Below are 14804 nucleotides of genomic sequence, written 5' to 3'. Positions count from 1 at the left end.
CACTCAGCCCTTGTCGGCCTTGCCTGCCGCCGCCGCGAACTTCGCCAGACGCACGTCCAGGTGCCGTGGTCGGCACCCGTGATCCTCGGCGCGCTCCTTGCGGCGGATAGCGTTGCGTACCATCAGTGAGCCGAGGTAACGAATCGGCTCTGGTGGAAAGAAACCCAAGGGGCCGTTGACTAGCGGCGAACGGGTCCACGCGTTGTCCAGTCCCTGGACCATCGAGGCGAGAATCTGCCCGCCCATATGACACGGGCCTACCCCGCTGCCAGAGTATCCGAAACCATAAAATACATTGCCGCTGGCACTCATCTGGCCGAAGAACGGCAAACCGGTGACCGAGCGATCAGACGGACCGTTCCAGGTCGCCTCGACCTTGACCTCGGCAAACGCCGGAAAGAACTCGCTCAGGCTGTGCCGCAATAAACCGGCATAGGGCGACGGCTGATCGAACACCGGCAACATTCGCCCGCCGTAAGCAAAGGTATTGCCGCCCTTGCCGAGCATGATTCGGCCGTCCGGGGTGTTGTGGTAGTAGTGCACGAAAATCCGCGAATCGAGCACGGTGACGCCGCTGGTCAAACCGATCTCGTCGAGCAGGTCGGGGCGCGGTTCGGTGATCAGCATGTCGCTGGAAACGATCGCCACACTGCGCTCGAACTGTGGAAACGCCCGGGCCATCCAGGCGTTCATCGCCAGCACCACGCGATCCGCGCGAAGGGTGCCGTTCGGGGTTTGAATGCCCACAGGTCGGCCCTCTTCCAGTCCGGTCATGGCGGTGTGCTCATGAATCCTCACACCGAGTTGCAAGGCGACCCGGCGCAAGCCGCGCACCAGTTTGCCCGGCTGCACGCTTGCCGCCGCCGGAGAGAACCAGCCTTCCAGGTGTTTGCCGGAACCGGCCATGCGTTGTACATCCGCAACCGGTCGCTGAGTGAAGGAGTTGATGCCATTGCGCTCCAGCGCCGCGATCACCGCATCGGTCGAGCCGCATTGGGCACGGTTGGTGGCGGTGTAGAGCGTCCCGTCGAGGCGGTAATCAGCGTCCACCGCGTACTGCTCGCAGAAGGTGCCGATTGCATGGATGCTGCGCTCCGACTCCTTGACCAATCGCACCGCTTCTTCGACGCCGAACAACCTTTCGAGCGTGAAGTACTTGGCCGACCACGACAGTGCACAACCACCGTTTCGACCACTGGCGCCGGCGCCGCAGATATCGGCCTCGATCAGCAGCACATCCAGTTCGGGGTTCTGTTCCTTGAGCATGATCGCGGTCCACAGCCCGGTGTAACCACCACCGACAATGCAGACGTCGGCGCGGGTGTCGCCCGCCAAGGGTTCGCACGGCGCGCAGGACTCGGCCGCCAGCGCCTGTTCCAGCCAGAAAGGTCTCATCGGTATTTCCTCAGGTACGCAGGGGTTTGACGCTCATCGGCCGGTTAGGCACGAATGCACTTTCTGCACCCAGGCCCGCCGGGCGACTGTTCCAATAGGGGATCAGCACCAGCGCTGAAAACAACGCGCAACCGGCGAAGACGATGAACACGGTGACCGAGTCGAAGTAGCCCGGCAGCAACCCGCCGAGAATCGCCCCGACCGAGCCGCAGCCGTTGACGAAGCCGGCCGAGGTTGCGCCGGCCTTGGCGGTGCCGAAATCGATGGCTGCCGCGCCGCTGATCATCGAGTCCGGTCCGTACAGGGTCAGGCCCATGACGAACAGCAGCGCCACCACCAGCATCACGCTGCCGGTATGCAGGGCGCCCATGAACAATGCCAGGGTCACGGTCAGCGCCAACAGGCTGAGCACACACGCCGGCATGCGTCGGGCGCCGAACAGTTTGTCCGAGGCCAGACCCAGCAGAATCGGCCCGAGCAACCCGGCCAGTTCAAACGCGGTCGGAATGATTGCCGCGCCGACCTTGCCCACCGAGGGCATCTGCTCGAAGACGATCACCGGCCCCCAGAGCAGAATCGCGTAGCGCGCCGGTTTCAGCAGAAAGTACGCGAGGCCCAGAACCAGCACGGTCCGGTTGCGCAGAATTTCTTTGAATGGTTCCAGCATGCTGATCTTGCTTTGCGCGTCGGCCTCTTCCGCCGTCAGTTGCGGCGCTGGTTCCACCGCCGGCAAGCCAACGTCTTCGGGTTTGTTGCGCTGAAAAATAAAAAACAGCACGGCCACCAGCCCAACCACCGCCGCACTGGAAATGAACGCCGCATGCCAAGTGCCGATCAGCGTGTACGCCCACCAGCCAGCAAACGGCGACGCCACCAGACCACCAAAGGCGTAGCAGGAACTCCACAAGCCCAGCACCCGCCCGCGCTGCTCGGCGGGAAAGAAACTGCCGAGGTTCTTGCACAGCCCGGACCAGCCGGTGGACTGCGCGAACCCTTGAATCAGCATACAAGTGGCGAAGATTGGCAACGTTGCGAAACTGCCCATCACCAAGGCTGCCGCCGCTGAAATCAGCAACCCGCCAAACACCACGACCCTCGGGCCAAAGCGGTCGGCCAGGATGCCCCAGGTGAATTGCCCGATGGCGTAAGCGGTCAGGTAGATGGCGTCGAGGTTGGCCATGGCCATTTTGTCGAGCATGAAGGTGGGGTCTTCGGCGATCCCCAGTTTTGCCACGGAAAACGCTTTGCGGGTGAAATAGAACGCGGCGTAAGCGAGCCAGGTGATCGCGAAGATCTGCACGCGCCAACGTTTGAGGGTGCCGATGTGCTTGTTCATTGTGGTTCTGACCTCAGGGTGTGAGTGTGCCGGCAGAAATTGAGAAATAACGCCTGTTTTTTTATTGTTGAGCACTTCGATATCGCTGCTTCCCTGAGGCGATCTCGGTCAGATGAGTCCTGCTGTTGCACGCACAGGCTCATGGCCGCCGACGCTGTTTGACTCACCAGTCACCGGGGCTGAGGCCGATAAAAACAATTACTGATTAATAAGTGAAATCGATTTATCGTATTTCCAATATAAGCTCAGATTGTTACTGGAGGTTCGATGTCGGTTTCCCACGCCCAGCTCAAAGCCTTCCACGCCGTGGCCGTCCACGGAAGCTTTACCAAAGCCGCCGCGCGGCTATTTCTCACCCAACCGGCAATTTCCGACCAAGTGCGCAAACTCGAAGAGCGTTTCGGTGTGCTGCTGTTCCACCGCAACAAACGCTCGGTGCGCCTGACCGATCTGGGCGAGCGCTTGTTGAGCATTACTCAGCGGCTGTTCGTCATCGAGGCCGAGGCTCAAGAGTTGCTTCAGGAATCTCAGGCATTGCAGACCGGCAGCCTGATTCTCGCCGTCGATGCGCCGGTGCACGTGCTGCCGCAGATCGCCCGGTTTTGCGAACGCTATCCCGGCATCAGCGTGAAAATCGAAACCGGTAACACCGATGAATCGCTGTTTCGGTTGTTCAACTACCAGGCCGATCTGGCGTTGTTGGGGCGTGAAGTCAGTGACGAACGATTGATTTCGTTGCCGCTGCGCAATGATCCGATGGTGGCGTTCGTTTCCCGCCATCATCCATGGGCCGACCGTGAATCGATTTGCCTCGCGGACCTGGACGACACGCCTTTGGTGCTGCGGGAAATCGGCTCGGTGACGCGCCAGACGCTGGAAGAAGAAATGGCTCGGGCCGGATTTCGTGTCCGCCCGGCGATTCAGGTTGAAGGTCGGGAAGCAGCGCGTGAAGCAGTGGTCGTGGGGATTGGTGTCGGCGTGGTATCGGCTGCCGAGTTCGGTGCGGATTCGAGGGTTTGCGCGTTGCCGATTACCGATTGCAAACGACGGCTGACCGAGACGCTGGTGTGCTTGCGCGAGCAGAGTTCGCGGCGGGTGGTGGCGACGTTTCTGGAGATGGTTCGCGAGAGTTTGCCCCAATGATCGTTCCCACGCTCTGCGTGGGAATGCAGCCCGGGACGCTCCGCGTCCCAAAGCGGAGGGAGTGTCATAAATTTTGTGTTCGGGCATAACATGTTGAAGAGGTGCATGTATGCCGACTAAGAAAAAACCGGCCCGTGAGGCCACGCGAGACCTTCCAGCCATTCCAAAAGAGCTGATTGATCAGTTCGTAAACGGCCCGATGAGTGCAGAAGCCATTCAGGACGCCTCGATGGCGTTCAAAAAAGCGCTGATCGAGCGGGTGCTTGGTGCGGAGTTGGGGCACCACCTGGGCTACCCTCAGGGCGCGGAGCGTCCTGAGGATTCGAGTAACCAGCGCAACGGCAAAAGCGGCAAAACCGTGCTCACCGATGACGGCCCGTTGCGCCTGGACATCCCCAGAGACCGGGATGGCAGCTTTGCTCCGATCCTGATCCCCAAGCACGAACGCCGTTTTACAGGCTTCGATGACAAAATCATTGCCATGTATGCCCGCGGCATGACCGTTCGCGAGATTCGTGCATTCCTCTCGGAGCAATACGGGACAGACGTCTCCCCTGACTTCATCAGCTCAGTCACCGACGCTGTTCTGGAAGAAGTCAGTACTTGGCAGCAACGCCCACTTGAACCCATGTATCCGGTCATTTTCTTCGATGCGCTGCGGGTCAAAATCCGTGACGAGGGGGTGGTTCGCAACAAGGCAATCTACTTGGCCCTGGGCGTATTACCGGACGGTACCCGAGATATTTTGGGCATCTGGATTGAAACTACCGAGGGCGCCAAGTTCTGGATGAAGGTTTTCAATGACCTCAAGACCCGAGGCGTCGAAGACGTTTTGATCGCGGTAACTGATGGCTTGAAAGGGATGCCAGAAGCCTTGAGTGCGGTGTTCCCTGAGACGACGTTACAGACTTGTATCGTCCACTTGATCCGCAACAGCCTTGATTACGCGGCTTGGGACAAGCGGCGTGAGCTGGCCAAAGCGCTGAAGCCGATCTATCAAGCGCTCAACGCTGAAGTTGCCGAGCAAGCTCTAGAGGCGTTCGAGGCTGGACCTTGGGGCAAGCAATATCCAACGGTAGCTGCGGCCTGGAGACGCGCTTGGGACCGAGTCATCCCATTTTTCGTTTTCCCGCCAGCCATACGAAAAGTGATCTACACCACCAACGCCATCGAGAGTATCAATGCTCAGTTGCGCAAGATCATCAAGACAAGAGGCCACTTTCCAACTGACGAAGCTGCGACGAAATTGATTTGGCTTGCACTGCAAAATATCACCGCCAATTGGGGCACTGCGGCCCACGATTGGAAGAGCGCCATGAATCAATTTGCGATTTTGTACGGAGATCGATTCAGCAGGCCGAGCTATTGAAATGAAGGTCTGCCTGACGGCAGGCCGTTATCGGCCCGCACACAAAAAAACTGACACTCTCAAAGCGGACGCAGAGCGTCCGTTGAGGCGTTCCCACTCTGCGTGGGAACGATCACCCTCCTAGGGCGCCAACTCGAAAAACGCCTGGATCAAGCGCAAATCCCGACGCCGTTCCATGCAGCCAATCATGTGCCGATTGAGCAATCCTTCGCCAATAATCGGCACCGCCACCACCCTCGGGTCGTGGCTGACTTCCACCGACGACACCACGCCAACCCCCAATTCTGCGGCGACGGCTTCGGTCACCGCCTCGCGACTGTCCAGCTCCAGCAACACCCGTGGATTGACCAACGCCGTCGCGCAGGCTTCGTCGAAAGTGCGCCGGGTGATCGAGCTCGGCTCGCGCAACACCATAATCACTTGATCCAGCGCCTTAAGCGGCACGCCCTTCGACATCTGCGCCCACGGATGCCCCTCAGGCACCAACGCACAAATTCGTGACTCGCTTAAGCCTTGCAAATGCAAACCCTTGCGCGGTTCGACCTCGGTCAACACCGCCACGTCGGCATGCTCCGACAACAACGCCGCCAGGGTTTCCTGAGCATTGCCCAGCCGCAGGTTCACGGTAATTCCGGGATAGCGCGCGCGCAGGCTGGCGAGCATCGGCATGACCATGTGCGGCCCATCCGCCGCCACCTCCAAACGCCCGGTCAGCAACTGCCGGTTCGCTTCCAGCATCACCTGCGCTTCTTCGGCCAGACCAAACATCGCCCGGGTGATCGCGGCCAGTTTGGTGCCCTCCTCCGTCAATTCCACTCGTCGTGCCGTGCGCCGCAACAAGGTGATCTGGTAGTGCTCCTCCAGCGCCTTGATGTGGCCGGTGACCGCCGGTTGGCTGATGAACAATCGCGCAGCGGCCCGTGTGAAGCTGCCCTCACGGGCCACGGCGTCGAATGCGCGGAGCTGAAACAGGTTCATGAATAACCCTCACTGATGGCTGGCATAACAATAAACAATTTGATTGATAGCACGACAAATTGCAATTTAAGCCCCGTAGCTTCATCCCGTCGATTGCGAGGACACGAGAATGAGTACTGCCGAGCCCATCCTGCTCACCCCCGGCCCATTGACCACATCGGCCCGCACCCGTCAGGCGATGATGGTCGACTGGGGCTCATGGGATGATCGCTTCAATCAACTGACCGCCAGCCTCTGCGAACAACTGCTGGCAATCATCAACGGCGGCGACAGCCACCACTGCGTGCCCCTGCAAGGCAGCGGCACGTTCGCGGTCGAAGCGGCGATCGGCACGCTGGTGCCACGCGATGGCAACGTGCTGGTGCTGATCAACGGCGCCTACGGCAAACGCCTGGCGAAAATCTGCGAAGTGCTCGGCCGCTCCTTCAGCACCTTTGAAACTGCCGAAGACGAACCGACCACCGCCGCCGACGTCGACCGCCTGCTGCGCGCCGACGCCAGCATCACCCACGTCGCGCTGATTCACTGCGAAACCAGCACCGGCATCCTCAACCCGCTACCGGACATCGCCCACGTCATCGCGCAACACGGCAAACGCCTGATCATCGACGCCATGAGCTCCTTTGGTGCCCTGCCGATCGACGCGCAACAGGTGCCGTTCGACGCGCTGGTCGCCGCCTCGGGCAAATGCCTGGAAGGCGTGCCGGGAATGGGTTTCGTCTTCGCTCACAAAGAAGCGCTGGCGAATGCCGCCGGCAACTCGCACTCGCTGGCGATGGACCTTTTTGACCAGCACACCTACATGGCCAAGACCGGCCAATGGCGCTTCACCCCGCCGACCCATGTGGTCGCCGCGCTGCACGAAGCCCTGCTGCAATACAACGAAGAAGGTGGTTTGCCCGCCCGGCATCAGCGCTACGCCAACAACTGCCAGGTGCTACTCGATGACATGGCCAGGCTCGGACTGCGCAGCTTCCTGCCCGCCGCCATTCAGGCGCCGATCATCGTCACCTTTCATGCACCGAAAGATCCACGCTACCAGTTCAAGGAATTCTACGAACGCGTCAAGGCCAAGGGCTTCGTCCTCTACCCCGGCAAATTGACCCAGGTCGAAACCTTCCGCGTCGGCTGCATCGGCCACGTCAACCAGGCCGAGATGCACGCGGCCGTGGCGGCGGTAGCTGAAGTGTTGCGCGAGATGGAAGTTTTAGAAATTTGATTCACGACGACACGGCTCTTCATTCCCCAATACAGGATTTGAGACATGAACTACGCAAACCCAACCAAACTGCAAGCCGCCATCCTCGACTGGGCCGGAACCGTGGTCGACTTTGGCTCCTTCGCACCCACGCAGATCTTTGTCGAAGCTTTCGCCGAGTTCGACGTCCAGGTCTCGATTGAAGAAGCCCGCGGGCCGATGGGCATGGGCAAGTGGGACCACATCCGCACCCTGTGCGATCAACCAGAAGTGGCCGAACGTTATCGCGCGGTGTTCGGCCGTACGCCGACCGATGACGACGTCACTGCCATCTACAAACGCTTCATGCCACTGCAAATCGAGAAAATCGCCGAGCATTCGGCGCTGATTCCCGGCGCGCTGGACACCATCGCCAACCTGCGCCAGCAAGGGATCAAGATCGGTTCATGCTCCGGTTACCCGAAACAGGTCATGGACAAGGTTGTCGAACTGGCCGCCACCAACGGTTACGTTGCCGACCACGTGGTCGCCACTGACGAAGTGCCCAACGGCCGTCCATGGCCGGCCCAGGCGCTGGCCAACGTGATTGCCCTGGGCATCGATGATGTCGCGGCCTGCGTGAAGATCGACGACACCGTGCCGGGCATTCTCGAAGGTCGCCGTGCCGGCATGTGGACCGTGGCGCTGATCTGTTCGGGCAACGCGCTGGGCCTGGACTACGAAGGTTATCAGGCCTTGGGCAGCGACAAACTGGCCAGCGAACGTAAACGCATCCATGCAATGTTCGAAGGCTCGCGGCCGCACTACATGATCGACACCATCACCGATTTGCCGGAAGTGATCGCTGATATCAATAAGCGCCTGGCCAACGGCGAGATGCCGCAAACCCACTGATTGCACCTATCGCCTCATAAAAAAGCGCCAGTCCTTAACGGAACTGGCGCTTTTTTGTGGCCAACCTCCTGATCTAGAGCATTGAACGCCCAAATAGCCACAGGCAAATCCACCAAAGCGGATTACAGTTAACGCACACCGTCGAACAAGAACGGTGGCTCGACCTGACCTGTGAGGAACACCGTATGCCCTGGAAGAATTCCGACTCACGCTACAGCACCGTATCGGTCGCGCTGCATTGGTTGATGCTGGTCCTGCTGGCGCTGGTTTACGCCTGTATCGAATTTCGCGGGATCTTTCCAAAAGGCAGTGGCGGCCGGACGCTGATCACCGAATCGCACTTTATGCTGGGTTTGACGGTATTTGTATTGGTCTGGCTGCGGCTGTTTGCTCGCAGCCAGGGCCCGGCACCGCAAATCTTCCCGGCCTCGCCTCAGTGGCAGACCGTGCTGGCCAAATTGATGCACTGGGCGCTGTACATTTTTATGATCGCCATGCCGATTCTGGGCTGGCTGGTCACCAGCGCCAAAGGCCATCAAGTGATGTTCTACGGCTTTGACCTGCCGTTGCTGATCGCGCAAGACAAGGCGTTGGCCAAGCAGATCCAGGGCTGGCACGAACTCGGCGGCACTATCGGCTATTGGCTGATCGGCCTGCATGCCTTGGCAGGGATTTATCACCACTATGTGGTGCGCGATAACACCTTGCTGCGGATGATGCCCAAGCGCGGCTAAATTCGGCCGCTCACTGGAAACCCCGGCGGCCCTGCAAACCGCCGGTGTGGATGAAGATCAAGCGTGTCCCACGAGCAAACTTTCCCGCTTCGACGTGCTGCTTGAGCGCCAACAGTGCTTTGCCGGTGTACAGCGGTTCGAGGGGAATGCCGCAGGCCTGTTCGGTCTGATCGATGAATTCGAGTAACAGCGGATCGACTTTGGCGAAGCCACCGCGGCTGGCGTCGAACAATTCATAAGCGCGATCCTGTAAACCCGCCTCCCGCACAATCGATTCGACCTGCTGCGCAACCCCATGATCGTCGGGCACGGTCAACGCGCCATACACCGGGTGTTCGCCCGCCTCGGCCAGCACCAGACCGGCCAGGGTCGTGCCCGTTCCGCAGGCCAGCCACCAGCCGTCGTAGTCGTTCCAGCCCAGACCGTTCATCTGCTCAATGACCATTGTCCTCAGCTGCATGCAGCCCTTTGCTCCCTGCAAACCGCCGCCACCTTCCGGCACCGGATGCAGATCGGGATACTGCGCCTGCCAGGGTTGCCAGAAACCCGGCTCGTGCCGCGCTCGATAACCGCCATAACCCAGCCATTGCAGCTGCATACCGAACGCCTGCAAGTCCTTCGCCGTCGGCGTTTCTTGTGGATGTCCACGCAGCAGGCCAACGGTGGTGAAACCGAAACGTTTGCCCGCGGCGGCCAGTGCATGCAGATGATTGGAGTGGGCACCGCCGAGACTGATGATGCCTTTGGCACCGATCTGGTCAGCGGATTTCAGGTGCTCGATGAGTTTGAACCACTTGTTGCCGCTGATCAGTGGATCGATCTGGTCCAGACGCAGGATCGCGGCTTCGATGCCGGCATTGGTCAGCCAGCCGAGATGAAGGGGTTCGAGCGGAGCTTGGGGTAGCCAGTTGTTCGGAGGGAGAAGCATCGATGCCGGCTCTGGTTGAAGAGCCGGCATCTTAACAGCCGTTGTCGAGATGATGATCGTTCCCACGCTCTGCGTGGGAATGCAGCCCGGGGCGCTCCGCGTCCCTAAAGCGGACGCGGAGCGTCCATTGAGGCATTCCTTCGCGGCGCGTGGGAACGATCCACGTCAGAGTTCAGCAGCCAGACGCGAACCCTGGTTGATCGCCCGCTTCGCATCCAATTCCGCCGCCACATCCGCGCCGCCAATCAAATGCACGTTCTGCCCGGCCGCCACCAGACCCTCCTGCAATTCGCGCAGCGGGTCCTGCCCGGCGCAGATCACGATATTGTCCACCGGCAGCACTTGCGGCTCGCCGGTTTCGCCGATGCGGATGTGCAAACCTTCGTCGTCGATCTTCAGGTACTCGACGCTGTTGAGCATCTGCACCTGCTTGTTCTTAAGCCCCGTGCGGTGAATCCAGCCGGTGGTCTTGCCCAGGCCGTCGCCGACCTTGGATTTCTTGCGTTGCAGCAGGAACACTTCACGAGCCGGTGCATGGGGTTGAGCCTTGATGCCGGCGACACCGCCGCGCGCTTGCAGCTGCGTATCGATGCCCCACTCCTTCCAGAACGCCTCGCGATTCAGACTGGTGGCCACGCCTTGGTGAACCAGGAACTCCGACACATCGAATCCGATACCACCGGCGCCGATCACCGCGACGCGCTTGCCCACCGGTTTGCGCTCGAGGATCACGTCCAGGTAGCTCAACACCTTGGCGTTCTCGACGCCTGGAATCGCCGGAGTTCTTGGGGCAATACCGGTAGCCAGGATGATCTCGTCGAAACCGCCCTCGACCAGTTTTGCCACATCAACGCGGGTGTTCAGGCACAGCTCGACGTTAGTGGTTTGCAGTTTGCGGCTGAAGTAGCGCAGGGTTTCAAAGAACTCTTCCTTGCCTGGCACGCGCTTGGCGATGTTGAACTGGCCGCCAATTTCGCTGGCCGAATCAAACAGCGTCACCTGATGCCCGCGCTCGGCGGCCACGGTAGCCGCGGACAAACCCGCAGGACCGGCACCGACCACAGCGATTTTCTTGATATGTTGCACTGGCAGGTAATTGAGTTCGGTTTCATGGCAGGCGCGCGGGTTCACCAGGCAACTGGTCAACTTGCCGCCGAAGGTGTGATCCAGGCACGCCTGGTTGCAACCGATGCAGGTGTTGATTTCATCGCCACGGCCGGCCGCTGCCTTGTTGACGAAGTCCGGGTCGGCGAGGAACGGCCGCGCCATGGAGACCATGTCGGCATCGCCTTCGGCCAGAATCTGCTCGGCGACTTCCGGGGTGTTGATGCGGTTGGTGGTGATCAGCGGAATGCTCACCGAGCCACGCAGCTTGGCCGTGACTTTGCTGAACGCGCCGCGCGGCACTTTGGTGGCGATGGTCGGGATCCGTGCTTCGTGCCAGCCGATGCCGGTGTTGATGATCGTGGCACCGGCCTGTTCGACGGCCTTGGCCAGCTGGACGATTTCTTCCCAACTGCTGCCGCCTTCCACCAAATCGAGCATCGACAGGCGGAAGATAATAATGAAATTCGGGCCTACCGCTTCACGCACCCGACGGACGATTTCCACCGGCAGGCGCATACGGTTTTCATAGCTGCCACCCCAGCGGTCAGTTCGGTGGTTGGTGTGGGCGGCGAGGAACTGGTTAATGAAATAACCTTCGGAGCCCATGATCTCGACGCCGTCGTACTCGGCCTGTTGCGCCAGGGTCGAACAGGTGACGAAATCGCTGATCTGTTTCTCGATGCCTTCTTCGTCCAACTCTTTTGGCTTGAACGGGTTGATCGGCGCCTGAATGGCGCTCGGCGCGACTTGTTTCGGGCTATAGGCATAACGACCGGCGTGAAGAATCTGCATGCAGATCTTGCCGCCCGCCTCGTGCACCGCGCGGGTGACGATCTGGTGCTTAAGCGCTTCCGCCTCAGTGGTCAGTTTGGCCGCGCCGGAGTACACGCCGCCCTCATCGTTCGGGCCAATACCACCGGTGACCATCAGGCCAACGCCGCCACGGGCACGTTCGGCGAAGTACGCCGCCATGCGCTCGAAACCGCCGGGCTTTTCCTCAAGACCGGTGTGCATCGAACCCATCAGGGTACGGTTGCGCAGCGTGGTAAAACCCAGGTCCAGCGGGGCCAGCAGGTGCGGGTAATGAGCGGCGGCCATCGGTAACTCCACATCGAGCGATCACGGAAAAAGTGCAGGGGCTCTACGGCCCCCGTCAGTCATGTTGGACAGACTAAGAGTCGCAGCACTGTCGCTCAATGACCCAAACTGACAACTTATTGATCCAAATGCGCAGCAGCCCCTTGGCAAGTGCCGGCATGCGCCCTACCCTAGTCGCGAACCCTGCACGGCCGTTGACTGTTTCCCCATGCGCAAACTTCTGTACCTGACCTTTTCCATGGCGTTGATCGCCGCCCTCACGACCTACGCCATGTGGGCCGCGGACCGTCCGGCGGGTCATTACCTGTCGGACCTGCGGATCAATCTTGCGGTCGACCAAGGCACACCTGCTGATCGCGGCAACTTGCTGGGGATCCAGCCCGAGCTGTTTCCCACCGACTACCAAAGCTCCGAGCGCTTGCACCGCAAGCTGGCGGCCTATTTGCAGAAGGCCCAGGACCAGGGTCTCCTGAATGAAAAAACCATCGTTGTACTGCCCGAACATGTCGGCACCTGGTTGATGGTCAGCGGCGAGAAAGATGAGCTGTACCAGGCCACCACGCTCAAGGAAGCCATGAACTGGCTGGCGGTGAGCAATCCCTTGAAGTTCCTCCGCGCGCTAATCAGTGCCAAGGGCGACAGCCGTCTGGACGACGCACACCTGCGCATGAAGGCCAAAGGCATGGCCAAGGACTACCAGGCGCTGTTTGGTGGTCTGGCGAAAGAATTCCACGTGACCCTGGTGGCGGGCTCCATCGTGCTGCCCGAGCCTAGCGTCATCGACGGCACCCTGAAAATCGGCCGCGGCGCGTTGTACAACAGCACCGTGGTGTTCGGCGCCGATGGCCTGCCGATCGGCCAGCCCCAGCGTCAGATGCATCCGATTTTCGATGAGCATGAAGTCATCGCGGCCAACGGCGAGCATACGCTCAACGTCGTCGACACCCCGGCCGGACGCTTGGGTGTTCTGATCGGCAGCGACAGCTGGTACCCGGACAATTACCGCAAGCTCGACAGCCAGGGGGCGCAGTTCGTCGCGGTCCCGGCGTTTGTGATCGGGCGCGGCACCTGGGACAAACCGTGGCGTGGCTACAAGGGGCTGTTGACGCCTGGCTCCGTCAGTCTCAAGGCCGGGGAGCTCAGTGAAGGCCAGGCCTGGCATCGCCTGACACTCATCACTCAACCACCCAGCAGCCAGTCAATCGCCGGCATAAGCGTGTTCCTGCGCGGTCAGTTCTGGGATCAGGGCAGCGCCGGTCAAAGTTTTCTCAGCAGCAACGGGCAGCAGTTCGCCGACGGCAATGCCCGTGGCGCGCGTTTGCTGAACCTCTGGTTGTAACCCATGAAACCGTTGCCGATGCGGCTCGGCGATCTGTCGGTGGGCTTTGTTCATAGCCTGACCGACGCCGTGCGCAGCCACGGTGTAGACCCTCAGACGCTGCTCGAACAATACGGCCTCGACGCGGCTCGCCTGAGCGAAGCAGGCGCCCGGCTCTCGATCCCGCGCTACATGCGTCTGGGCCACAGCGCCATTCAACTGACCGACAACCCGGCACTTGGTTTGCGCATGGGCCAGCTCAGTCGCCTGAGCCAAGCCGGCTTGGCCGGGGTCACCGCCGCCCAGGCGCCAACGGTGCGAGAAGCCGCGCGCTGCCTGATTCGCTTCGAAGCCTTATATGGCTCCAACTATCGCGGTCAATCGAGCTTTCACGAAGACGCTCAAGGCGCCTGGCTGCGGTTCTATTCCATCAGCCCTTACAACGCCTACAACCGCTTCGTGGTGGATTCGATCATCGCTGGCTGGTTGCAGCAATTGTCCAGCATAAGCCCTGCCCCGTTGCGGGCCGAACGCATCGAGATCGAGTTTGATGAACCGGATTACCGCACGGCTTATGAGGTGCTGGGTGACTGCCCGATCCAGTTTGGCGGCGAGCACAATCAACTGCGCTTGAGCCTTGCCAGCCTCGCACAGCGTAACCCGCAACATTGCCCAAGCACTTGGCGACACCTGCTGCAACTGTGTGAACGGGAACTGGAGCAACTGACACGCACCCGCAGCCTGCGTGAACGTATCACTCAGTTGCTGGGGCCGTTACTCAATGGTGGCCGGGAACCCGACCTGGAAGAAGTGGCGGCACGCCTGAAGCTGCCAACTTGGACCTTGCGCCGCAAACTTGCCGAGGAAGGCACGCAATTTCGCGCGATTCTCAACGACACACGTCGCGACCTGGCCATGACCTACATCCGCGATACCGAACTGGCGTTCGGAGAAATCGCCTACCTGCTGGGCTTTGCCTCAGCCGAAGCGTTTCAACGGGCCTTCAAACGCTGGAGCGGCCAGACACCCGGCGAGTTTCGCCGCAGTCATCGCCAATCCGCTTGACGCTTACAGCTCAGTAGCGTCTTCGGCGGGTTCCAGCGGATCCAGTTCAAACGCCTGATACTCGAGCAGTTCTTCTTGATAATCGTCCATTTTAATCCCCCACAACTCGTTGAAAAAAACACCTGAATAATGTCCAGAACCCCGAGCATAAAGTGCCCACGTGAAAGAAAAATGACGCAGGCAAGCCGCTCAGCGACTACTTAATAAAACGTAGCAGGCCGTCAGGAATTTATCACAGGAT

General features: G+C 60.2%; 12 protein-coding genes. 7 read left to right on the top strand and 5 right to left on the bottom strand.

Translation table 11 applies throughout. The features are described from left to right. Nucleotides 1-3: 3 nt before the first annotated feature. Nucleotides 4-1401, bottom strand: coding sequence for an FAD-dependent oxidoreductase (locus ACYZTR_RS10115; protein ID WP_461979642.1), 1398 nt, complete (start codon nt 1399-1401; stop codon nt 4-6). A 4-nt stretch (nt 1402-1405) separates the two neighbouring features. Further along, entirely contained in the window at nt 1406-2731 is a 1326-nt protein-coding gene (locus tag ACYZTR_RS10110; protein ID WP_461978495.1) for an MFS transporter, read from the bottom strand. Nucleotides 2732-2998: 267 nt separating this feature from the next. Between ACYZTR_RS10110 and ACYZTR_RS10105 the strand changes: the two genes are divergently transcribed. Both ACYZTR_RS10105 and ACYZTR_RS10100 read left to right on the top strand, forming a co-directional pair. Then, the gene (locus ACYZTR_RS10105; RefSeq protein WP_461978493.1) at nt 2999-3874 is read left to right on the top strand and encodes a LysR family transcriptional regulator; all 876 of its coding nucleotides are present in this window, start codon (nt 2999-3001) and stop codon (nt 3872-3874) included. 109 nt (nt 3875-3983) lie between these two features. Then, nucleotides 3984-5243: an IS256 family transposase gene (locus tag ACYZTR_RS10100; RefSeq protein WP_461972851.1), complete on the top strand. Its 1260-nt coding sequence runs from the start codon at nt 3984-3986 to the stop codon at nt 5241-5243. Nucleotides 5244-5363: 120 nt separating this feature from the next. Here the strand turns inward: ACYZTR_RS10100 and ACYZTR_RS10095 are convergent, their stop codons facing one another. Beyond that, nucleotides 5364-6221 (bottom strand): LysR substrate-binding domain-containing protein, encoded by an 858-nt coding sequence (locus ACYZTR_RS10095; RefSeq protein WP_461978491.1) that lies wholly within the window; start codon nt 6219-6221, stop codon nt 5364-5366. A gap of 109 nt (nt 6222-6330) precedes the next feature. Between ACYZTR_RS10095 and ACYZTR_RS10090 the strand changes: the two genes are divergently transcribed. The 3 genes from ACYZTR_RS10090 (at nt 6331) to ACYZTR_RS10080 (ending at nt 9047) form a co-directional block, all read left to right on the top strand. Then, a complete protein-coding gene (locus ACYZTR_RS10090; protein ID WP_461978489.1) occupies nt 6331-7440 on the top strand; it encodes a 2-aminoethylphosphonate--pyruvate transaminase in 1110 nt (369 codons plus the stop codon). Between the two features lie 45 nt (nt 7441-7485). Next, nucleotides 7486-8313, top strand: coding sequence for a phosphonoacetaldehyde hydrolase (phnX, locus tag ACYZTR_RS10085; RefSeq protein WP_461978487.1), 828 nt, complete (start codon nt 7486-7488; stop codon nt 8311-8313). Nucleotides 8314-8498: 185 nt separating this feature from the next. Then, complete coding sequence (locus tag ACYZTR_RS10080; protein WP_461978485.1) at nt 8499-9047, top strand: cytochrome b; 549 nt, start codon at nt 8499-8501, stop codon at nt 9045-9047. 10 nt (nt 9048-9057) lie between these two features. Here the strand turns inward: ACYZTR_RS10080 and ACYZTR_RS10075 are convergent, their stop codons facing one another. Beyond that, a complete protein-coding gene (locus tag ACYZTR_RS10075) occupies nt 9058-9975 on the bottom strand; it encodes a 1-aminocyclopropane-1-carboxylate deaminase/D-cysteine desulfhydrase (protein WP_461978483.1) in 918 nt (305 codons plus the stop codon). Nucleotides 9976-10140: 165 nt separating this feature from the next. Then, nucleotides 10141-12180 (bottom strand): oxidoreductase, encoded by a 2040-nt coding sequence (locus ACYZTR_RS10070; RefSeq protein ID WP_461978481.1) that lies wholly within the window; start codon nt 12178-12180, stop codon nt 10141-10143. A 208-nt stretch (nt 12181-12388) separates the two neighbouring features. Here ACYZTR_RS10070 and ACYZTR_RS10065 point away from each other — a divergent pair, with 208 nt between their 5' ends. Both ACYZTR_RS10065 and ACYZTR_RS10060 read left to right on the top strand, forming a co-directional pair. After that, complete coding sequence (locus tag ACYZTR_RS10065) at nt 12389-13519, top strand: nitrilase-related carbon-nitrogen hydrolase (protein ID WP_461978479.1); 1131 nt, start codon at nt 12389-12391, stop codon at nt 13517-13519. Between the two features lie 3 nt (nt 13520-13522). Further along, on the top strand, nt 13523-14563 hold the full coding sequence (locus tag ACYZTR_RS10060; protein WP_461978477.1) for an AraC family transcriptional regulator: 1041 nt from the start codon (nt 13523-13525) through the stop codon (nt 14561-14563). Nucleotides 14564-14804 lie beyond the last annotated feature (241 nt).

The sequence above is a fragment of the Pseudomonas sp. Hz4 genome, assembly GCF_054898165.1.
This window is presented reverse-complemented; position numbering and strand designations above follow the sequence as displayed.